Consider the following 21,943-nt stretch of genomic DNA (forward strand, 5'->3'; position numbering starts at 1 on the left):
CGATACCATATTGGCAGCGATGGCAATCCAGATTCGCACCTCGCTCGACGAAATCGACACCGCCGAAGGCTATGTTCCGCATCGCCCCGCCCGCCCCGAAAAGGTCGAAGGCGGCAAACGGTTCGAACTGGTCAGCGACTATGAACCCGCGGGCGACCAGCCGACCGCGATCAAGGAACTGGTCGCGACCGCGCTCGCGGGCGAGCGCGATCAGGTGCTGCTCGGCGTCACCGGATCGGGCAAAACCTTCACAATGGCAAAGGTCATCGACGAGTTGCAACGCCCCGCCCTCATCCTCGCGCCGAACAAGATCCTCGCGGCGCAGCTCTATGGCGAGTTCAAGAGCTTTTTCCCGAACAATGCGGTCGAATATTTCGTCAGCTATTACGACTATTACCAGCCCGAGGCCTATGTCCCGCGGTCGGACACCTATATCGAGAAGGAAAGCTCGGTAAACGAAGCGATCGACCGCATGCGCCATTCGGCGACGCGCGCGCTCCTCGAACGCGACGATGTGATCATCGTCGCGTCGGTGTCGTGCCTCTACGGCATCGGCTCGGTCGAGACCTACTCGGCGATGATCTTCGACCTCAAGAAAGGCCAGGTCGCCGACAGCCGCGAGATCATCCGCAAGCTCGTCGCGCTCCAGTACAAGCGCAACGATCAGGCCTTCGCGCGCGGCAATTTCCGCGTGCGCGGCGACAGCCTCGAAATCTTCCCTTCGCACTATGAGGATATGGCGTGGCGCGTCAGCTTCTTCGGCGACGAGATCGAGGAGATCACCGAGTTCGACCCGCTGACGGGCAAGAAGATCGCGAACCTCAATTACGTCCGCGTCTATGCCAACAGCCACTATGTCACCCCCGGCCCGACGCTCAAGCAGGCGACCGAGGCGATCCGCCACGAACTCGCCGAGCGGCTCAAGGAACTCGAAGCCGAAGGCCGGCTGCTCGAGGCGCAGCGGCTCGAACAGCGCACCAATTTCGACCTCGAGATGATCGCCGCAACGGGCAGCTGCGCGGGGATCGAGAATTACAGCCGCTTCCTCACCGGCCGCCTCCCCGGCGAGCCGCCGCCGACGCTGTTCGAATATCTGCCCGACAATGCTTTGCTTTTCGTCGACGAGAGCCATCAAACGATCCCGCAGATCGGCGCGATGTCGAAGGGCGACCATCGCCGCAAGATCACCCTCGCCGAATATGGCTTCCGCCTGCCGAGTTGCATCGACAACCGGCCGCTGCGTTTTGCCGAATGGGATTTGATGCGACCGCAGACGGTCAGCGTCTCGGCGACGCCGGGGACGTGGGAGATGGACCGCACCCAGGGCGTCTTCGCCGAACAGGTGATCCGCCCCACCGGCCTCATCGACCCGCCGGTCGAGATCAAGCCGGTCGAGGAACAGGTCGACGACCTGATCGCCGAAGCGAAAAAGACCGCCGCAGCGGGATACCGCACGCTGGTGACGACGCTGACCAAGCGCATGGCCGAGGATCTGACCGAATTCCTCCACGAAGCCGGCCTCAAGGTCCGCTACATGCACTCGGACGTCGAGACGCTCGAGCGCATCGAGATCATCCGCGACCTCCGGCTCGGCGTGTTCGACGTGCTCGTCGGGATCAACCTGCTGCGCGAAGGGCTCGACATTCCCGAATGCGGGCTCGTCGCGATCCTCGACGCCGACAAGGAAGGCTTTCTGCGCAGCGAGACCAGCCTCGTCCAGACGATCGGCCGCGCCGCACGCAACGTCGACGGCCGCGTCATTCTCTACGCCGACCGCATCACCGGCAGCATGGAACGCGCGATGCGCGAAACCGACCGCCGCCGCGAAAAGCAGGAAGCCTATAACGCCGAGCATGGCATCACGCCGCAGACGATCAAGCGCAACATCGGCGACATCATCGCGCATGTCGCGTCGAAGGATCAGGTGACGATCGACATCGGCGACGACAAGCCCGCGCACATGGTCGGGCACAATCTGCGCGCCTATATCGCCGAGCTCGAAAAGAAGATGCGCGATGCGGCGGCCGATCTCGAATTCGAGGAAGCCGGCCGCCTCCGCGACGAAATCCGCAAGCTGGAGGCCGACGAGCTGGGACTGCCGCCGGATGAGCAAGTGGCGCCGCGGGTCGGCCGCTCGAACGAGGGCAAGCCCGGGACGCGCAAGGGACGGTTCGGGAAGTCGAGCAAGACGAAGTGGGGGCGGTAGCCACCAAAACGGACTCTTCTCATTCGATGTGGTGACTATCGTGAGGAACTTCTAACCGTTTAGGAGTTGCTCGTGTCCGATCCAATTGACAATCACCCACATGTCCTCTATGAAGGACAAACTTACCAACTAGCGGAAACAACTGAATTCGCCCGTTGGTTCGGCTCATTGCGCGACTCGAGCGATAGCGAAAATCGCCGATCGCCTGAAACGCGCGTCGAACGGCAATTTCGGAGACCATAAGTCCGTCAAAGGCGGCGTCTTTGAAATGCGGATCGATTACGGGCCGGGCTATCGGGTTTATTTCTTCCGGCGCGGTAAAGAGCTTGTCATTCTGCTATGCGGCGGTGACAAGCGCAGTCAGGATAATGACGTCGCCCGCGCCAAGCGGTTGAAGGAAGAGATTGAAGGCCGTGACGGAGCTTCGCCCATTTGACGCAGCAACCCACCTCACGACCGAGGAGCATATCCTCTATTATCTCGAAGCGGCGATGGAAGGCAATGATCCCAAACATATCGCCAGCGCGCTGGGTGATGTTGCCCGCTCAAAGGGCATGAGCGAAATAGCCCGCAAGACCGGGCTTGGCCGACAAGCGCTTTACAATGCTCTGTCGGAAAATGGTAATCCAACGCTGGAAACGCTGATGGCTGTGCTCGATGCCCTCGGCCTCGAATTGTCGGTGCAGCCGAAGAAGGCCGCCTGATACCTTCGACGAAACCCCGTTTGTAACCGACAAGTAACCTTGCCGCCTTCCCTTAGGCTGCTTAGGGTCCCGCGCGCAGACGGGGAGAAATATCAATGAAATCGGGTCTTTCGCTCATCGCCTTGGCGCTTGCCTTCGCCGCACCCGCCGCGCTCCATGCCGAGGACAAGGCCGACGAGAAGGCGAAGGCCGAAAAGCCCGCCGCCGATTACGAACCGCAGGTCCGCACGACCAAGCTGTCGGGCACCTTCGGCGGCCAGCGCATCAATTACGCCGCGACGATCGGCGAGACGATCATCAAAAACAAGGATGGCGTCCCCGAAGTCGCGGTCGTCACCACCGCCTATGTCAAGGAACCACGCGACCCGAGCCGGCCGGTGACTTTCCTCTTCAACGGCGGCCCAGGATCGGGCACCGTCTGGTTGATGATGGGGGCGTTTGGGCCGAAGCGCGTCGCGATCCCGGGCGACGGCACCGACGACGGCGCGCCGCCCTATCCGATCGTCGACAATCCTGACGCGCTCCTCGATGTAACCGACGTCGTCTTCATCGACCCGCCGGGCACGGGCTTTTCGCACCTGATCGGCAAGGCCGATCCCGAGGATTATTACGGCGTCACGCAGGACGCCAAGCTCGTCGCCGAGGTGATCCGCCGCTGGCTGAACGACAACGGCCGCTGGAACAGCCCCAAATATCTGGGCGGCGAAAGCTATGGCACGACGCGCTCGGCCGCGGTCGCCAACCAGCTGATGAACGAGACGTACAACGACGTCGCGCTCAACGGCATCATCTTGATCTCGACCGTGCTCGATTTCGCGGCGGGCGCCGACACGCCGGGTAACGAGCTGTCGCCGATCACCAACCTGCCCTCGATGGCGGTCACCGCGCTCTATCACGGCAAGGCGACCGCCGCCTCGCCCGAAGCCTTTGCCGAGGAAGCGCGGCAATGGGCCATCGGCCCCTACGCCTCGGCGCTGCTCAAGGGCCAGAAACTGCAAGGCGAGGAGCGCGCGCAGATTCGCCGCGAGCTGTCGCGCTTCACCGGCCTTTCGGAAATCTATCTCGAAAGCGCCGATCTGCGCGTCACGCCGAGCCGTTTCTACAAGGAATTGCTGCGCGACCGCGGCCTCACCGTCGGCCGCCTCGACAGCCGCTATACGGGCAAGGATTATGACAGCGCCGGCGAAAGCCCCGACAACGATCCCAGCTTCTATGGCATCGACGCGAGCTATACCGCGGCAATCAACAGCTGGAGCCGCGACGGGCTGGGCTTCAAGACCGACCGCGAATATCAGTCGATCGGCCGGATCGGCGGCCAGTGGGACTGGCGTCTCGGCGGCCGCGACACCAACGCCTATCTCAACGTCGCGCCCTATATCGGGCAGGCGCTGCGCGAGAATTCAGGACTGCGCGTGCTCGTCGCGCAGGGTTATTATGATTTCGCGACGCCCTTTTTCGCCGCCGAATATGCGCTGTCGCGCACCGGCATTCCGCAGGATCGCATCACTTACACTTATTATGACGCCGGCCACATGATGTATATCCGCGACGAGGACCGGCATAAATTGGCTGAGGATGTGCGGGCGTTTATCCGGGCGCGGTGAGCGCCAAGGACGAGGCCGCTACTCCCACTCGATCGTGCCCGGCGGCTTCGACGTATAGTCATAGACGACGCGGTTTATGCCCTGCACCTCGTTGATGATCCGCGTGGCGCAGCGGCTGAGGAAGCTCGCATCGAAGGGATAGATATCGGCGGTCATTCCGTCGGTCGAGGTGACGGCGCGGAGCGCGCAGACATGATCGTAGGTGCGCCCGTCGCCCATCACGCCGACGGTCTTGACGGGAAGCAGCACCGCGAATGCCTGCCAGATCGCGTCGTAAAGGCCGGCATTGCGGATTTCCTCCAGATAGACCGCATCGGCCTTGCGCAGGATATCGCAGCGGTCCTTCGATACTTCGCCGGGGATGCGGATCGCGAGGCCCGGGCCCGGGAAGGGGTGACGGCCGACGAAGATGTCGGGAAGGCCGAGTTCCTTGCCGAGCAGCCGCACCTCGTCCTTGAACAATTCGCGCAGCGGTTCGACGAGCTTCATATTCATCCGCTCGGGCAGACCGCCGACATTGTGGTGGCTCTTGATCGTCACGCTCGGCCCGCCGGTGAAGCTGACGCTCTCGATGACGTCGGGATAGAGCGTTCCCTGCGCAAGGAAATCGGCGCCGCCGATCTTCTTCGCTTCCTCCTCGAACACGTTGATGAATTCGGCGCCGATGAACTTGCGCTTCTTTTCGGGGTCGGTGACGCCCGATAGGCCCGCCATGAACCGCTCCTCGGCGTCGACCACGACGAGCGGGATGTTGTAATGGTCGCGGAACAGCCGCTCGACCTGTTCGCGCTCGTTCATGCGCAAGAGGCCATGGTCGACGAAGACGCAGGTGAGCTGTTCGCCGATCGCCTCGTGGATCAGCACTGCGGCGACCGCGCTGTCGACGCCGCCCGACAGGCCGCAGAGCACGCGCTGGTCGCCGACCTGCGCGCGGATTTCGGCGATCTTGGTCGCGCGGAACTCGGCCATCGTCCAGTCGCCGCTGCAGCCGCAGACGTGGCGGACGAAGTTCGCGATCAGCTTGGCGCCATCGGGGGTGTGGACGACCTCGGGGTGGAACTGCGTGCCGTAATAACGGCGCTCGTCATCGGCGATGAGCGCGAAGGGTGCGCCATCGCTGATCGCGACGATGCGGAAGCCGGGGGCGAATTTCGTCACGCGGTCGCCGTGGCTCATCCACACCTGATGGCGCTCGCCGACTTCCCACAATCCGTCGAACAACACGCAGGGTTCGGTGACGGTCAGAAAGGCGCGGCCGAATTCGCCATCGCGTTCGCCGTCGGCGCCGCCGGGTTCGACCTGTCCGCCGAGCTGCTGGCTCATCACTTGCTGGCCGTAGCAGATGCCGAGGATGGGAAGGCCGCTGTCGAACACCGATTGCGGCGCACGTGGGCTTCCGCTCGCGGGGACCGAAGCGGGCGAGCCCGAGAGGATCACGCCCTTGGGCTGCATCCGTTCGAGCGCGGCCTCGGCGGCGCTGAACGGGACGATCTCGCTATAGACGCCGGCTTCGCGGACGCGGCGGGCGATCAACTGGGTGACCTGCGACCCGAAGTCGATGATCAGGATGGATTCAGGGGCGGCGGAAGAGTCGGGAGTCGGCATGGCTGGCCGATAAGGGCATGGGGCCATGCTGTCCAGCGGTCGATATGGTGCGCCCGTCGAACAAGCATGACCTCGACACATTGTTGCGACAATTGCGCGACATAAGTGAACGCCGGACAAATTTCGGTGTCAGGAGGCGTTAAGCCCCCTCATGCCAAGAAAAAACCACGACAGAAAAGAACAAAGGCTCTCCCCCCATGAATAATATCCGCCTGCCTATTTCTGCGCGCGCCGCGCTTCTCGCGGCCGGGGCTTCGCTCGCGCTGCCGGCGATGGCAGCGGCGCCGATCGGGCCCGCCGCGGCATCGGCGGTGGCCGAGCAGCCCGCCGAGGCCGCCCCTCCGGCGTCCGCCGACAATCAATCCGAAGAGGAGGAATATAGCGAGGACGAGATCATCGTCACGGCGCCGCGCCTCGCAGGCCAGCTTGCCACCGACATCAAGGCCGAGGCCGAACTCGATGAGGCGGCGATCGCCAGCTATGGCGCCTCGTCGATCGAGGAACTGCTCGACGCACTCGAGCCGCAGACGCGCTCGGGCCGCGGGCGCGGCGGACGGCCCGTCATCCTCGTCAACGGGCGACGCATTTCGGGGTTCGGCGCGGTGCGCAACATCCCCCCCGAAGCAATCGCGAAGGTCGAGATTTTCCCCGAGGAGGTCGCGCTCGAATATGGCTATGCCGCGACCGAGCGCGTGGTCAATTTCGTGCTCAAGCCCGATTTCCGTCAGATTTCGGTCGAAGCGGAAGCGGGCATCCCGACGCAGGGCGGGCAGTTCAAGAACGAGCTCGAACCCGCCTTCATCGCGATCGGCGACAACGGCCGGCTGAACCTCAACGCGAGCTGGGAGCATCAGACGATGCTGCGCGAAAGCGAACGCGATCTCGTTTACGACGATCCCGTCCTTGCCGCGGGCGCGCCGGCGCGCAGTCTGGCCCCCGCGAGCGACGAATATGTCATCGACGGCACGCTGGTGCGCAACATCGACAAGGTGACCGAGGCGTCGGTCAGCCTTCGCTTCGACCAGACCGACAGCCTGTCGCTGCTCGGCCCGCGGAACGGCAACCCCGACGATCCCCGCCGCCGCGACAGCCGTTCGCAGAACTGGACCAGTTCGGCGAGCGTCAACGGCATGCTGGGCGACTGGCGCTGGTCGGTAACGGGCAATTATGCCGATGCCGATCAACGCACCTTCACCGAGCAGGACAGCGGCGCGCGCGACCGGTTCGACAGCAGCCAGCAGAGCTTCGGCACCAACGCCAATATTTCGGGCAGCGTCGTCGACGGCTGGGCGGGCCCGATCCGCGCTTCGATCACCGGCGGCTACAGCGGTCAGCGCTTCGACAGCCGGACCGAACGCGGCGTCGACATCACGACGACCGAGCTCGCGCGCGATACGCCGAGCGTCTTCGGCTCGCTGACCGTCCCGCTGCTCGATCCCGAATATGATATCGGCAACATCGGCCGCCTGTCGCTCACCCTCAACGCCCAAGCCGAGCGCCCGAGCGACTTTTCGGCGCTGACGAGCTGGGGCGCGACGCTGAACTGGGGCGTCACCGACAATCTGTCGTTGCTCGCCAGCTACGCGAGCGACGAAGCGGCGCCCAGCATGACCCAGCTCGGCGCGGCGCCGCTCGAAACCGAAGGCGTGACCTATTACGACTTTCGGACCGGCCAGACAGTGCTGATCACCACGATCACCGGCGGCAACCCGTTCCTGCTCGCCGAGCAGCGGCGCGACCTCAAGGTCGGGCTGAACTGGGAGCTGCCGATGGTCGAAGGGTTGCGCTTCTCGATCAACTACAACCGCAACCGAAGCAACGACACGGCGAATGGTTTCCCGTTGCTGACTCCCGAGATCGAGGCGGCCTTTCCCGATCGCGTGATCCGCGACGACAACGGGACCCTGCTCGCGATCGACCAGCGTCCGGTCAATTTCGAGCGCGCGACCAACTCGCAGATTCGTTGGGGCTTCAATTTCGGCAAGAGCTTCGGCCAGAGCGAAGCGGGCGGCGGCCGCGGGCGCTTTGGCGGCCGTTCGGGTGCCGGCGGGCCGCCGCCTTCAAGCGACGCAGGCACGCCGCCGCCGCGCGAGGGCGGCGAGGCGGCATCGCCTCCCGCCGAAGGACAGCGCCCCCCGGCGGAAGCGGGCGAGCGTCGTCGCGGGGGTGGCGGCGGTTTTCGCGGTCGCGGCGGCGGGCGTGGCGGCATGTTCGGCGGACGGCAGCAGCAGGGCGGGCGCTGGCAGGTGTCGCTGTACCACACGGTCAAGCTGACCGACAAAATATTGATTGGCCCGGGCGTCCCCGAACTGGACCTGTTGAACGGATCGGCGACGGGGAGCGGCGGCGGCACCAATCGCCATCTTGTCGAACTCGACGGCGGCCTTTTCTACAAGGGCTTCGGCACCCGGGTCAGCGCGAAATATGACAGCGGCAGCAGCATTGTGGGCGGCGCCAACGGCGACCTCAAATTCCACGATCTCGCGACCTTCAACCTGCGTTTCTTCGCCGATTTCAACCAGATGCCGAAGCTGACCGACGACCTGCCCTTCCTGAAAGGATCGCGTCTGCGCCTGTCGGTCAACAATCTGTTCGACGCGCAGCGCAAGGTGACCGACGCGAGCGGCGTCGTGCCGCTGAATTATCAGCCGGGCTATACCGACTCGCTCGGCCGCTATGTCGAGCTGGAGTGGCGCAAGGCGTTCTAACCCCGGGGGTATAAGCGGGATGGCGGCTTCGGGGGCGCCGGAAGCCGCACGACCGCGTTCACGGCGTCCCATGGAATTACCGTCGGGAGCCGCTTCGCGGGACCTGTTCTCGACGGGGCCTGCTGAAGCACGAGGAACCAATACGGCACCGGGCTGTTTCAGCCCAACGAACCGCTTTCGATCGACGGTGCAATTGGGGAATTTCTTGCTTCGCGTCGTCCACTGCCTTTGCTGGTTGGCCTGCATCACGATGATGGCGCAGGCGGGGCCGCTCCGGGCGCTGACCGCGCAGACGGCACCGGCGGGCGACAGCGCGGTCCTGTCGCTGATCGAGGCCCGCAAATATCCCGAAGCCGAGACGATCCTGCGCGGCCGGCTGAGGGCGCATGAAGCGGCAGGGACGATGGCCACAGCAGCGGCGGCGGGCGATGGTGAAACGCTGGCCTTCCTGCTGACGATGACCAAGCGCGCCGAAGAGGCCGAACCGCTGATCCGTGCGGCGGTGCGGACGCGCGAGCGGCTCGGCGACGACCGGCTTACCGGCCGAAGCCTCAACCGCCTGGCGTCCGTCCTCCTCGAGCGCCGTCGCCATGTCGAAGCCGAAGCGGCGGCGCGGCGCGCGATCGACCTGCTCGCCGCGCCCGGCCCGGCCGACGACCGGCTGGTGGCAGCCTGGGGCAATCTGGGACGCATCCTCGAAGCTCGCGATCGGTTGCCCGACGCAATCGGCGCCTATGAAAGGGGAATCGCGGCCGGCCGCCGGATGCCCGGCGAAGGCGACGAGGTGATCGCCGCACTGCAATCGCTGCGCGCCGACGCCGAAGCGGCGCTGTCGGCCTATCGCGAGCGCACCACGGCCCAGCGCCGCAAGGTCGCGGCGGCTGCGGAAACGACGGCGCCGGACAGCACGGAAACCGCCCGCGAACTCTATCTCCTCTCGCTCCTTCTGGCACGGCAAGGCGAGGTCGACGAAGCGACGAGAACCGCCGAAGAGGCCTATGCGATTCAGGCGCGGACGCTCGGACGCGACCATGCCGATACGCGAGCGTCGCTCTACCAGCTTGCCACGATGCTCCGCCGCGAAGCCGACGCACGCGCGGCGACCGCCGCCCCGGACGAACATGTCGCGGCGCTGCCGGCCGAGACCGAGGCGGATATCCGCCAGCTCATCGACCGCGGCATGTTCGTCCGGGCCGAGACCGTGGTCCGGGCGCGCATGAACGGTCGCGCGGAAGGCGCCCGCTCGGCCGCCGCGGCGACCGACAAGGAGCTGCTCGCCAACATCCTCTACCTTACCGGGCGCGCCGACACCGCCGAAAAGCTGATGCGCGATGCCCTCGCGATCCGCGAACGGCTCGGCGAGCCCAAGGCGCATTCGGCCGCGCTGCGGCGTCTGGCGCTCGTCCTTTCGGCGCGGGGCGAATATGACAGGGCCGAGGCCCATGCGCGCCGCGCAATCGAACTGGTCGAGCCGCTGGACGGCGAAACACGCTCGCTGTCGGCGGCGTGGGGCACGCTCGGCGAAATCCTCGCTGGACAGCGCCGCCGCCCCGAAGCCTCGGCAGCGATGCAGAAGGCGATCGACCATGCGAAAGCGACGCTCGGCGACGAGGATCCTTTCGTCCTCGAGGAATATAACGGCTTTGCGCTGAATCTCGAGGAAATGGGCGACGTCGCGGGCGCCGAGGCGATCTATCGCCGCAACCTCGACCTCCTCGTGCGTACCAGGGGGCGTGGCGGTCTCGACACCGCCCGCACGCTCGCGCTCCTGTCGAGCAACCTCGACCGGCAGGACAAGGCGCTCGAGGCCGAGGTGCGGTTGCGCCAGGCGATCGCGATCCGCGAACGCCACCTTGGCACCGCCAACCCCGACACGCTCCGCTCGCTCGGCAACCTCGTCGGCCTGCTGACCAAGGAGGGCAAATATGACGAGGCGGGCGCGCTGCAGACGCGCGTCATCGCGCGGCGGTCGGTCTTGCCCGAACGCAATCACGAGGAGGGCATCGCCGACCTCGGGCGGATGGGCGCGATCCTCGCGAAAGAAGGCAGGCATGATGACGCGATCGCCTATCAGCGCCGCGCACTGGCGCTCGCGCTCGACACGCTCGACCCCGGCCATCCCTATATCGCGATCGCATCGACGGCGCTGGCGCGGTCGATCGCGCGGCAGGACCCCGCATCGGACGAATATGTCGACCTGATGCGCGAAGCGGTCGCGCGAGCGCGCGGCGAGCGAACGCGCGTGCTGTCGGCGGCCGACGTGTCGGGCGCGACTGCAGGCGAACGCGCGACGGCAGCGGCGCTGAGCGACAACGACGGGTCCGACCGTTCGGGCGCGAGCGTTTTCGCACTGGCGCTCACCCTTTATGCCAATCACGCGACCGCAGTCCGCGGCGAGGAGGCGAAGCTTCGCGCCGAAGCCTTTCGCATCGCGCAGGATTCGACATCGAGCGCCGCGACCCGTGCGCTCGCCGGAATCGTCGTGCGCGAAGCGCTCGGCGACACACCGCTGGCCCGGCTGGTGCGGCGCCAGCAGGATCTGGCGCAGGACATTCGCGACCTCAACCAGAGTCTCGGCAAGGCGATGATCGGCGCCACCGATACCGCCGCGATCACAAGAGACCGAATCGACTTGCTCGGGCGCGAGCTCGGCGCGATCGAAGAAAGATTGCGCCGCGCCTATCCCGATTATGCGCGGCTCGCGGTTCCGCAGTCGTTGAGCGAGGAGGAAGTGCGCCGCCGCCTACGCCCCGGCGAAGCGCTGCTCCTCGTCACCGAGGGCGAGCTTTACGATTTCACCTTCGTCGTCACCGCCGAAGCGGCCGGCTGGAACGCCGTACCGCGGATGCAATCCTACCTGCGCGGCACGATCGAGGCGTTCCGCTGCGAGGTCGATCCGAAGACCTGCTCGGGCATCTGGACGGCTTCGCCGCTATTCGATCGCCGCTATGCCTGGGACCTGTATCGCTTCCTCGTCCAGCCGCACGAAGCGCTGCTCAAGGATGTGAAGACGCTTTATGTGACGACGTCGGGGCCACTCGCCGACCTGCCCTTCGCGGCTTTCATCACCGCCGAACCCCAAGGCGAAGACACCGACGCGGCGCTCGCGGCGACCCCATGGCTCGCTGACCGGTTCGCGGTCGTCAACCTGCCGTCGGTCGAATCGCTGCGGATCGGCCGGCAGCGGCCGGAGAAGCGCGGTGCGCTGCCACTCATCGGCTATGGCGCCCCGGTGCTGGCCGAAGCCGGGGGCAAGCGTGCGGCGACCGCCGGACTGTCGCCGCAGGCGGGCCCTGCCGGTCCCGCGCTCGCGGATCCCGCACGGTTGCGCGCGCTTCCGTCGCTTCCCGGGACCGAGGTCGAACTGAACGCGATGGCACAGGCGCTCGGCGCCGACGCGACGGCGATCCATCTCGGCGCGGAGGCGACCGAGACGGCCGTCCGCACAAACGACCGGCTGCGCGATGCGCGTATCGTCGCCTTTGCCACGCATGGCGTCCTTCCCGGCGAAATCGAAGGCTTTGCCGAGCCGGGGCTGATCTTCACCCCGCCGGGGCGCGCGACTTACGCCGACGACGGTATTTTGACCGCGGCCGAAGCCGCGGGGCTGGACCTGTCGGCCGAGTGGGTCATCCTGTCGGCATGCAACACGGGCACGACCGAAGGCCCCGGCGGCGGCGACGCATTGTCCGGGCTGGCGCGTTCTTTCCTCCATGCCGGCGCCGACGCGCTCCTCGCGAGCCGCTGGCGGGTCGGCGACAAGGTCACCGCCGCGCTTACCGTCGAAACGCTTGTAAACGCGCGTCGAAACCCGGCCGGCGGTAAAGCGGCGGCGCTCCAGTCCGCGATGCGGGCGATCCGCACCGGCAAACGCGACGACGGATCGGCGGTCGAAGGCTGGACCAGCGACTGGGCGCACCCCGCCGCCTGGGCGCCCTTCACGCTGATCGCGACCGACGACTGACCGCCTCGCACGCAGATCGAGCCCCGTCTGCCGCAAAATCCGATCCTCCGCACAGCCGGGCCGGCGCTCGGTTCGGCGCGCGATCGGCGGAACGATGCGCCGAGCGGCGGATTGGTGCCTCATGGAAATGCGCACGGGTCAAATGGCCTCCGCGGCCACATCGAGCTCGCCGCGATGGTTCGACCATCCCCGGCACTGGGCACGGAAAAGCTGGACTCCGGCCTGGCTTGAGAAGCGCCCGCGCCCGGTCCGCATCATTGTCCGCACGGCCGCGGTCCTTCTGCTGACGCTATTTGCGATCTGGCTGATACTCTTCGTCACCAAAGGCCGGTTTCTCAAGAGCCCGTTCGAGCGCTTCGCAACGTCGCAGCTTGAAAGGCAGGTCGATGTGGGCGGCGATTTCCAGCTCTATTTCGCGCCTTTCGACATCAAGTTCTACGCCGAAGACATCCGCATCGCGAACCCCGTCTGGGCGCGTGAGAAGCAGTTTTTCGTTGCCCGAACGATCGATATGCGGATCGCTACGATCCCGCTGATCTTCGGGAGACGCATCGTCCGCTTCGCCAATTTCGACGGCGCCAGAGTCGCTCTCGAATGGGATGCCGGAAACAGGCATAACAGCTGGACCTTCGGCGACCCCGATCGTCCGCCCCAGCCGCTCGACCTCCCCGTGATCCGCCGCGCCGCGATCGCGAACAGCGGCCTGTCCTATCGCGACCCGGGGCTGCGGCTGTTCGCCGACATCGGCTTCGAGACGGTGACATCGAGGAACACGCGGATCGAAGACGCGATCCGTTTCGGGGGCCGGGGGACGATGCGCTCCCAGCCCTTTAGCCTGTCGGGCAGCCTCGCCTCGCCGAACGAGACGATCGCGGGAGGGAAGAATGCGCTCACGCTGCACGCCGAAGGTCTTGGTAACACGCTCGATATATCCGGCACGCTGCGCGGCCCGACCGACATCGAGGGTGCCGAGCTCGATCTTAGTGCGCGCGGCGGCAATCTTTCGCGTATCTTCGATTTTCTGGGCGTCGCCATTCCCGACACCCGTGCCTACCGCCTGCGTTCCGCCCTCACCTATGAGGGTGAAGTCTGGAAGCTCACGGGGCTGAAAGGCATGTTCGGCGACAGCGACCTTGCCGGAAACCTTGCGGTCAGCCAGCCCAAGGGCCGCGTCTATCTCAAGGCCGATCTCGTCACCCGCTCGCTCAATATCATCGATGCGGGGCCGTTTGTCGGCTACGACCCCGAACGCCTCGACAGGATGGGAACCTCCGGCACGGTGCGGACCGAACAGGGCCGTCCGCGTATCCTTCCCGACGCACCGCTCCGTGTCGAGGCGATCAAGCGCTTCGATGCCGACGTGCGCTACCGCGTCACGAGAGTCCGCGCCGAAAGCTTTCCGATCAGCGATGTCGATCTCACCCTCGCGCTGAAGAACGGGTTGATGGAGCTCAAGCCTTTCAATTTCGCCGTCGCGGGCGGCACGGTCAAAAGCGACATTTCGATCGACAGCCGCCCCGCGGTCGTGCGCACCGAATATGACATCCGCCTGTCCCCCACCAAACTCGGCGCCCTCCTCGCCCACTTCGGCACCGAAGAATCAGGGACGACGGGAACGGTCAGCGGGCGGGTGCGGATGGCGGGCTTTGGCGACAGCGTGCGCGAATCGCTTGCCACGTCGAATGGCCGCATCGCGTTCGTCATGCCGCGGGGCACCTTCTGGACGCGCAACATCCAGCTCGCCGAACTCGATATCGGCACGTTCGTTCAGAAGATGTTCCAGGAAAAGCTGAAGAAACCGGTCGATATCAATTGCGGCGTCATCGCCTTCACCGTGCGCGGCGGCGTCGCTGCCGCCGATCCGATCCTCATCGACACGAAAAAGAATGTAATGCTCGGCCGCGGCGGCTTTTCGTTCCGCAGCGAGGCGATCGATATGGCGGTTCGCGCCGACGGCAAGACCTTCAGCCTTTTTTCGGGCCAGTCGCCGGTTAGCGTCGGCGGCTATTTCGCGGCGCCCAAAATCGATCCGATCAGCGACGAACTGGTGGGGCGCGCGGGCGCCGGGCTCGGGCTCGGTATTCTGGCGAGCCCCGTCGCCGCGATCGCGCCCTTCATCGACCCGGGCGATGCCAAGGCTGCCCAATGCGGCCCCGTCCTTGCGGGCGCGACCGCCAAGGCGCAGCGGACAGCCAAGGGCAAGCCGCGCGACGACGTCGGCAAGGGAACGACCGCCAAGTCGGAGGACGGCAAGCAGAATTCCGAGGGCCGGAAGGAACAGCGCAAGAAATTCCTCGGAATTTTCTGATCGCGGGGCGCGGCGCAGGCGAGCCCGGGCAACGCCTGGCCAAATAGAACCGCTCCGACGCCGATATTTCCAGGTTGCCTTCAGCACCGTTTCGGGAATCATGCGTCATGGCAATGAGGCAACAGAGCTTACGCACAACCTCGACGCGGCGCTGGATCGTGCGAATTCTTATCTCGCTCCTTCTGGCAGCTGCGTTGCTGTGGCTGACCTCCAAACCGCAAATCGAAGCCGATTCCCGCCCGGTCCTATCGGAAGGTGCCTCGGCAGATGCACGTGGCGCAGCGGCTTTCCTGGGCGCGGGTTTCGGTGGCATCTCGATGGAATCGCTCGACTCCAGTGCCATTCCCTGGCGGCTTGCAGCCGCTGCGTTGGTGCTTGACGAACGCCGCCGGAATCCGTCTGCCGCCATCGACCGGGCAACGGCGCGCAGCATCTTGAAGCGCTTCGGGTTCCTCTATCCAGCAACGATCGCGAACCTTCCCGCGGACCTTCGCCCGCGCGGGGGTGAGATGCCGCTGGGCATCACGCACGGCGCCATCGCGCCGATCGGCGGCACCAGGGTGGAAGTCGCCAACCTTGGGTGCGCGGCCTGCCATGCCGGCGTGACCTATGATGAAACAGGCGGCCCCCGGCCCGACCGGGCGTGGCTGGGCACGCCCAACAGCTCGATCGACCTTGAGGCCTATACGCAGGCGATATTCGACGCGACGCGCCGACACATCGGGTCCGAAGAGTTGCTGACCACCGCCGCAACGCTCTACCCCGAAATGGGATGGCGCGAGCGGCAGAGCCTGCGCTGGCTGGTCATCCCGCTCGCGAAGCGACGGCTTGCCGCACTGGAGGGTCAACCGCGACCTTTGCCCTTTCCCAACGGATCGCCGGGCAGCACCAATGGCGTAGCAGCGCTCAAACACGCGCTTGGTGCGCCGCTTGCCGAAGGCGGGCCGGGCGATGACGGAATTGTTTCGGTGCCCGAGCTAGGCCGCCGGGAGTGGCGCAGCGCGCTGCTCGCCGACGGGGCCTATGCGCTGCCCGGCGTAAAGCCGGGCGCGACCGTCGAGGCCGACCTGACCGCCGAACGACTGCGCGAGCTGGCCGCGATCACCAGTTTCTTCACGGTTCCGAGCATGGGGGTCCATCCCGACCGGGCGCAGCAAAGAATCGGGGATGCCGAAGCCGTTTTCGCTTGGCTGCGAACCTATCGACCGCAGCCCTTTCCCGGGGCAATCGATCATGGGGCGGCACGGCGCGGCGCGGCGGTTTACCGGGCGCAATGCGCCGCGTGTCACGGAGATTACGCCATGAACGAAAGCGCGGCACCGCAACTCGTGCGCTTCCCGAACTGGATCGGCGATGTCGGAACCGACCCGCTGCGCGCGCGCCTGTTCGATGCCGAGCTCCGGAAGGCTGTCGGCAATACCGGATATCGCAAGCTGATCGCCGTGAAGGCGGGGCGGGGATATGCGGCGCCGCCGCTGGCCGGTCTCTGGTCCTCCGCACCCTATTTGCATAATGGCTCGGTCACGAGCCTTGGCGCGCTGCTCGACCCGACGCAGCGTCAGGCGCGTTTCCTCGTCGGAGGGCATGCGCTCGATTTCGAAAGCGTCGGACTCCGTCTGGGACCCGCCGGCGCATATCCCGACGGTTACCGCCCCTTTTCGACACCGCAGTGGACCGACACCACGCAGCCCGGGCGCGGCAATGGCGGACACCTGTTCGGAGCCGGGCTGACGGCTGCCGACCGGCAAGCGCTCATCGAATTTCTGAAGCGACTCTAGAACAGGACAGCGTCGATCGGCAGACGGGCCCGGGCAAAGCCGGGTCCCGCACGCCGGCCGACGCGAAAGGCGCTGACCAGCCGCTGTCCGGCGGCGATGCCATGGGTTGAAGCGACATGCGACGCCGCCCGCGGATCATCGGCCAGCGCGGCGAGCACCGCCGCACCCATCCCTGCCCGCTCGATGCCGAGCCACAGGCGGAGAAAATGCCGGCCGCTTTCGAAAGGCGCTTCGACGACGGGACGGTGAAACAAGATGACCGCCGCCGCCGCCGCCACCTTGGCGCCCTCTGCCAGCAGCGCTGGTGCAACGCGCAGGCGATCGAGCGGACTGAAAAGCGGCCCCAGCACCAAATTCGCGCCGATCGCCTCGACCGGCGACAATGCCATCGCTTCGGCATTCAACCCGTCGCGCGCCCAACAGGGATGACGCCGCCGCAGCCGCATCCAGCCAAGCAGCTCGCCGCGAAAGGCGCCGTCGCGCATGAAACCATAGCTGGCGGCGTCGAATTCCCGCCCGAGCAGGGCAAGCGCGTCGGGTGCCGTGACGATGGTCGCATCGGCGCCTGCGAACTGCTGGACCGCCGCCCGATCGGCCTCGGTCGGGACGAGAAAATTTCCGCGCCAGGATGCCCGTTTACCGAGCCATCCGGCCAACGGGTCGACGTCAGCGCCGCGATCGAACCGGTATCGCGCGATGGCCCGCAGCCCGGCGCCAAGGTCCGGAAGGCCCCTCCGTTCCTCGACAACATGCCAACCCTCGCGCGAGGCTGCGATTCGCAACGCTTCAGCGGCGGCGCCCAGACTGATGGCGGCATCGTTGCCGGTCGGATCGCCGACCGCCAGCCGGCGCGACAGATCTTCGGCGAGCAACAGCGAATTGTCCTCGATCCGCCAACGCGCGGGTTGGACATTGTGGACACTCGGTGCCGTGATCGCGTCTTCGACCAGCCGTCGCAATATCGCTTTGGTCATCCGAGCGTCTTTCGGAACAGGTGCAGCTGGTGAAGAGGTTCTGCGCCCAACTTCTCCATCTGGCGCAGGCTTGCAGCATTTTCGTCGGCGATCCAGGTGATGCCCAGCTGCCTGTAATGAGCGGCGCGCAGCTGGCGGATCGTGCGCGCGAGCATCGCGCCCATCAAGCCGCGACCGTGCCGATCGCGCACGATCGAATAGAAGATGATGACCGCGCGGCGGCGGCGGAAACGGAATCGCAGGAAATGCCATAGCGTGAGCGGCCCGATGCGCGAACGGGTCGCGCGCAGAAAGCCGTTGAGGTCGGGGATGCAGATGATCGTGCCCACCGGTCGGCCATCCTCCATCAGCACCGACGACAGGCGCGGGTCGAGAATTGCGCTCATTTCGCCCGCCTGGAACGCGAACTCTTCCTCCGTCAACGGCACGAACATCGGATTCTGCGCGAACCCGTCGTTGAGCACCGCCCGCGCATCCTCCATGCGCTCCGGGAAACTGCGCCGCTCGATCGGGGCAAAGCTGTAGGCCCCGCTTGCGACGGGCTCCTCCGACGGCGATGCGGCGCGTTCGAGGTCGAGCTCGAAAGTCGTCATCGGAAAAAAGGGTTCGAACCCGTTCGCTATCAGCAGCCGGGGCAGATGCGGCGGCCCGACGACCATGTCGGTATATCCGCGCCGCGAGAAGCCGCCGGTCATCACCCCGCATTGTTGCATGGCCGTAAGATTGAAGTTGCCGACCAGTTCGGAAAGGCCGTGCCTTCGCGCAAAATCCTGCGCCGCGCCCAGCAGCGCGGCCGCGGCTTCGGCGTCGTCGGCGCAGTCGAAGAAGCCGAATTGCGCGCGTTTCCACCCATGTGCCGCATTCGACTGGCCATGCACATGCGCGACGATCCGCCCTATCGGACGCCCGTCGCGATGCGCCGTCCAGAATGCGAACGGATTTCCGGCAGTCCACAACGGGTTCTTCGCCGTTTCGAGCATGCGGAAAATGTCGCCCTTCATCGGCGAAACATAGCCAAGCGCGTCATCATAGGCGTTGAAAGGCGCGTCGAAAAAGGCCTGTGCATCGCCCGAACGAAGCTCGATCGTCATGCCGCGCCCTCCAGCAACCTTGCCGCGAGTTCGAGTTCTTCGTCGAGCGCGGCTTCGGATAGGCCGCCGGCAGAAACGGCGAGAAAACGCGGCGGCCGTTGCGACAGGCGGATCAGGTGGCTTGCGGCATAATGGCCGAGCAGGTCGGCGGCGGCATCCGCGAGTGCGGGGTCGTCAGGCACGAGCCCGCCGTTGATCAGGCGATGTTCGGCAAGCTGTTCGATGACCGCTGGCGGATAGTCCGACAAGGCATCGCCTTCGACCAGCACGCCGCGATCGAGCAGTGGGTGTGCCGCAAGCATCGCACTGCGGCGATGCTCGACCCCCACCAGCGTCGAAACGAGACCAACTCGTGCATCATCGTCCAGGCCGAAACGCTCGATCAGCAGCAACAACGCCGCGCCCGCAGTCGCGCAGGCGACGATCGGTAGCATTTCGATCCCGAGGCCCGGCGGCGCCAACAGCGCCAGCGCGACGATGCCGCCCCCGCCGAGCGCGAGGAGCAGATCACCGAACAGCTGCCGCGGTCGCCCCTCGGCCGCCACGAGCCGCGACGTCGCGAGGATCAGGATCAGCACCGCAAACGCACCGCCGCGAACCGAGAGATGGGGAAACAGTCGCTGAAAATCGGTCAGGACGAGCGGCATTGCGAGCAGCAGCGCGATAACGAAAAGATCGGCGGCGCGCCGCTCCGACAACGAAAGCTCGCCGCGACCGCGCATCAGCATGACGATCACGGCGATCATCGCCAACATCTGGAAAGCGGCGAGCGCCGCGATCGCGGCGCCGCTCCACACCAGCCCGAAGGTGACCGCAAGAACCGAGAAGCCGATCGCTCCGACGAGCGCAGCCAGTTTGACGGCGCGTGGTGCGTGGCGACGAACGAGCTCTTCGGCGAGGCGGAGCATGGCGACAGGCAGCCACGCGGCGGCGATCATCACGAGCGAGGCGACCGGCGGCACCATCCACGCGGCGTATACCAGTCGCAGCAAGAGGAGCGTCCCGACCAGCCCGTACACCAGCCGCAGCCGCGCCGCGACGGGCGAACGCCGCGCAGCCGCCGCGATCCCCCGCCGCGCGACAAGCACTGCAGCGAGCGCGATGAGCGTCAACAGGATCGCGGGCGACAGGGTCACGCCATCAGTTTTTTCATGAAGCGCCGCACCAGGGCGCGCTTGACCGCGGCGATCGGCGCCGGCAGCGGTCGCTCGACCTTTCCCGCATGGGTGTTGAAGAAATAGCCCCGATAATCGACCCCTCCCGGGCGGCCCAGGATGACGCGCACCGCCTCTTCGGCCATCATCGTCCCGGCCATCGTGACCATCGTCGAGAAAGAAAAGCGCGAGCGTTTGCCCTGTGCGACTTCCGCTGCAACATCGAGGTCGACATATTTGTGACTGCTGCTGTGCGTCAGCACATATTCTATTTCGAGCATCAGGCATTCGACCGCCATTTCGCGGTCGATATCGGTCCAGGCGACGCCACGCGTCGGATAGCCGAGCCGGTCCTCGATCCGCGGATCGTCGGGCCGCACGACGGTGACCGACGGCAGTGGCGACGCATAGGCGTCGATCAGCGCCCGGCGATGTTCGCGCGCCTTGCGGTAAAGCTGTGCCCCCGCCGCGGCATCGTCGGTGCCATTGATCGCGACCGCCACCGACGGCAGTATCCGGTCGAGTTCATCGACCCACGTACCGTTCAGCACCTCTATATCGAGGCCGGGGTTGATTTCCAGCGCCAGATCGCGCGCCGCCTCGACTTTCGGGCGGCCGATGGTGTCGGCGCGGCTGAAAAGCTGGCGGTTGAGGTTCGACACCTCGAAGACATCGATATCCGCGATGATAAAGCTGCCGACTCCCGCGCGGACGAGTGCCATGAAAGCAGCGCCGCCCATGCCGCCGACACCGGGGATGAACACGCGCGCGTCGCGCAGCCTTTCCTGCTCGGCCCGGGTCACGAAACCGCGATTTCGCGTGGTCATCTCGCCATAGTCAAAATCGCTCATCGGGCGGGCCTCAAACGTCCTAAATGCGTGCTCGCATCGAGCCATTGGATCAGCGGGGCGACGACGGCACCGGTGGCAAGCACCAGCGCTTGCACGGCAAGCTGCGGCAAGGCGCTGCGCGGCACACTGCGCGACAGGAAGCGCTGTCCGGCGCCGAGATCGATGGCGCCGATCTGCAAAACATCGTCGCCACGGCCATAATCGAGCTCGCGCAGGCAATATTCGTTATAGCGTTCGGCCCGATGCTTCGCCGCGACATCGAAGCTCTTCTTCAGATTGTCCGAACCGCCGGTATAGGCGTCGGTGATGATCTGCCGGTCGGGATCGAACCCGGCGTCGTCGCCGACACCGAAAGCGGCGCGGTGCCGTTTCATGATCTGATGCGCCAGATGGCGATGTGCGAAGCTTTGCCGCGTTGCGTCCTGAGCGGGGAACACATTGCTGAAGGTTTCGGCGACCATGCCGACGACCGCCGGCACCTGCGTCACGCTGCTGACCCACAGCGGTCGAAGTCCGCCGCGTAAGAACAGGGCAAAGCAGGTGAGGCCATAGAGTATCCACGACAGGCCGCCGCTACGTTCCGAAGGATCGACCATGACGAGGCCGAGGTGCAGGACATGCTCGTCGCGCCCGGCGCGTTTGACCGCGAGCTGGGGCATCGCGTTGAAGGCGACCGGCGCTCCGTCGGCGCTGCGACATACCAAGGTGATAACGCAGCGCGACCAGGCGTCGGTCCGGGGATCGAAAAGGCCGTAATCGAGATCCTGTCCCGCCAGGCATGCGCGCACGACGGTGCGGCATTGCGCGACCAGCCGGTCGAGCTCCGCCGGCGCCAGAAACTCGCCGGGTCGTTCATAAATATTGACGACATGCTCGGGCGATGCCCGGAACTGCAGTCTCAATTGCTTGTGCCGAAATGCGGCCAACAGAATATTCATCCGCCCCTTCCCGGCCAATCAGGCGGACTGTAACATCAGTTGGTTAACATGCCATAGC

14 protein-coding genes are annotated in these 21,943 nt (G+C 65.7%); 8 read left to right on the top strand and 6 right to left on the bottom strand.

All coding sequences use genetic code 11. The features are described from left to right. Positions 1–19 precede the first annotated feature (19 nt). From uvrB to OVY29_RS11130, 4 genes are all read left to right on the top strand, one after another. Positions 20–2,206: an excinuclease ABC subunit UvrB gene (gene uvrB / locus OVY29_RS11115; protein ID WP_313911396.1), complete on the top strand. Its 2,187-nt coding sequence runs from the start codon at positions 20–22 to the stop codon at positions 2,204–2,206. A 205-nt stretch (positions 2,207–2,411) separates the two neighbouring features. Beyond that, positions 2,412–2,642 (top strand): type II toxin-antitoxin system RelE/ParE family toxin, encoded by a 231-nt coding sequence (locus tag OVY29_RS11120; protein ID WP_313912060.1) that lies wholly within the window; start codon positions 2,412–2,414, stop codon positions 2,640–2,642. Further along, positions 2,620–2,910 carry an addiction module antidote protein gene (locus OVY29_RS11125; protein ID WP_313912061.1) on the top strand — a complete coding sequence of 97 codons (291 nt, stop codon included), beginning with the start codon at positions 2,620–2,622 and terminating at the stop codon, positions 2,908–2,910. The genes OVY29_RS11120 and OVY29_RS11125 overlap by 23 nt, the downstream gene beginning before the upstream one ends. A gap of 95 nt (positions 2,911–3,005) precedes the next feature. Further along, on the top strand, positions 3,006–4,514 hold the full coding sequence (locus OVY29_RS11130; RefSeq protein ID WP_313911397.1) for a S10 family serine carboxypeptidase-like protein: 1,509 nt from the start codon (positions 3,006–3,008) through the stop codon (positions 4,512–4,514). 18 nt (positions 4,515–4,532) lie between these two features. On the opposite strand, the gene guaA is transcribed toward OVY29_RS11130, so the two are convergent. After that, positions 4,533–6,119 carry a glutamine-hydrolyzing GMP synthase gene (guaA, locus tag OVY29_RS11135; RefSeq protein ID WP_313911398.1) on the bottom strand — a complete coding sequence of 529 codons (1,587 nt, stop codon included), beginning with the start codon at positions 6,117–6,119 and terminating at the stop codon, positions 4,533–4,535. 197 nt (positions 6,120–6,316) lie between these two features. On the opposite strand from guaA, the gene OVY29_RS11140 reads away from it, so the two are divergent. The 4 genes from OVY29_RS11140 to OVY29_RS11155 all read left to right on the top strand — a co-directional run bounded on the left by OVY29_RS11140 (position 6,317) and on the right by OVY29_RS11155 (position 16,877). After that, positions 6,317–8,827: a TonB-dependent receptor gene (locus OVY29_RS11140; RefSeq protein ID WP_313911399.1), complete on the top strand. Its 2,511-nt coding sequence runs from the start codon at positions 6,317–6,319 to the stop codon at positions 8,825–8,827. 205 nt (positions 8,828–9,032) lie between these two features. After that, a complete protein-coding gene (locus OVY29_RS11145; protein ID WP_313911400.1) occupies positions 9,033–12,791 on the top strand; it encodes a CHAT domain-containing tetratricopeptide repeat protein in 3,759 nt (1,252 codons plus the stop codon). Positions 12,792–12,933: 142 nt separating this feature from the next. Continuing rightward, positions 12,934–15,099, top strand: coding sequence for an AsmA family protein (locus OVY29_RS11150; RefSeq protein WP_313911401.1), 2,166 nt, complete (start codon positions 12,934–12,936; stop codon positions 15,097–15,099). Positions 15,100–15,416: 317 nt separating this feature from the next. After that, positions 15,417–16,877, top strand: coding sequence for a cytochrome c (locus OVY29_RS11155; RefSeq protein ID WP_313911402.1), 1,461 nt, complete (start codon positions 15,417–15,419; stop codon positions 16,875–16,877). On the opposite strand, the gene OVY29_RS11160 is transcribed toward OVY29_RS11155, so the two are convergent. Genes OVY29_RS11160 through OVY29_RS11180 form a run of 5 tightly spaced genes read right to left on the bottom strand, consistent with a single transcriptional unit; the run spans position 16,874 to position 21,885 of the window. Next, positions 16,874–17,851, bottom strand: a complete 978-nt coding sequence (locus tag OVY29_RS11160; RefSeq protein ID WP_313911403.1) for a hypothetical protein — start codon at positions 17,849–17,851, stop codon at positions 16,874–16,876. The two genes, OVY29_RS11155 and OVY29_RS11160, sit on opposite strands and share 4 nt — an antisense overlap. After that, positions 17,848–18,942: a GNAT family N-acetyltransferase gene (locus tag OVY29_RS11165; protein ID WP_037554080.1), complete on the bottom strand. Its 1,095-nt coding sequence runs from the start codon at positions 18,940–18,942 to the stop codon at positions 17,848–17,850. The genes OVY29_RS11160 and OVY29_RS11165 overlap by 4 nt, the downstream gene beginning before the upstream one ends. Then, entirely contained in the window at positions 18,939–20,078 is a 1,140-nt protein-coding gene (locus OVY29_RS11170; protein WP_313911404.1) for a hypothetical protein, read from the bottom strand. The genes OVY29_RS11165 and OVY29_RS11170 overlap by 4 nt, the downstream gene beginning before the upstream one ends. After that, on the bottom strand, positions 20,075–20,947 hold the full coding sequence (locus tag OVY29_RS11175) for a ThiF family adenylyltransferase (protein ID WP_313911405.1): 873 nt from the start codon (positions 20,945–20,947) through the stop codon (positions 20,075–20,077). The genes OVY29_RS11170 and OVY29_RS11175 overlap by 4 nt, the downstream gene beginning before the upstream one ends. Further along, entirely contained in the window at positions 20,944–21,885 is a 942-nt protein-coding gene (locus OVY29_RS11180) for a hypothetical protein (protein WP_313911406.1), read from the bottom strand. Before OVY29_RS11180 ends, OVY29_RS11175 begins: the two co-directional genes overlap by 4 nt. Positions 21,886–21,943 lie beyond the last annotated feature (58 nt).

It is taken from the genome of Sphingopyxis sp. SE2 (assembly GCF_032227185.1).
GTDB lineage: Bacteria > Pseudomonadota > Alphaproteobacteria > Sphingomonadales > Sphingomonadaceae > Sphingopyxis.

Coding starts and splice junctions, on each gene's coding strand:
- OVY29_RS11150 (WP_313911401.1), top strand. CDS start 12,934: ATGGCCTCCGCGGCCACATCGAGCTCGCCGCGATGGTTCGACCATCCC.
- guaA (WP_313911398.1), bottom strand. CDS start 6,119: ATGCCGACTCCCGACTCTTCCGCCGCCCCTGAATCCATCCTGATCATC.
- OVY29_RS11140 (WP_313911399.1), top strand. CDS start 6,317: ATGAATAATATCCGCCTGCCTATTTCTGCGCGCGCCGCGCTTCTCGCG.
- OVY29_RS11180 (WP_313911406.1), bottom strand. CDS start 21,885: ATGAATATTCTGTTGGCCGCATTTCGGCACAAGCAATTGAGACTGCAG.
- OVY29_RS11130 (WP_313911397.1), top strand. CDS start 3,006: ATGAAATCGGGTCTTTCGCTCATCGCCTTGGCGCTTGCCTTCGCCGCA.
- OVY29_RS11155 (WP_313911402.1), top strand. CDS start 15,417: ATGGAATCGCTCGACTCCAGTGCCATTCCCTGGCGGCTTGCAGCCGCT.
- OVY29_RS11160 (WP_313911403.1), bottom strand. CDS start 17,851: ATGACCAAAGCGATATTGCGACGGCTGGTCGAAGACGCGATCACGGCA.
- uvrB (WP_313911396.1), top strand. CDS start 20: ATGGCAATCCAGATTCGCACCTCGCTCGACGAAATCGACACCGCCGAA.
- OVY29_RS11175 (WP_313911405.1), bottom strand. CDS start 20,947: ATGAGCGATTTTGACTATGGCGAGATGACCACGCGAAATCGCGGTTTC.
- OVY29_RS11165 (WP_037554080.1), bottom strand. CDS start 18,942: ATGACGATCGAGCTTCGTTCGGGCGATGCACAGGCCTTTTTCGACGCG.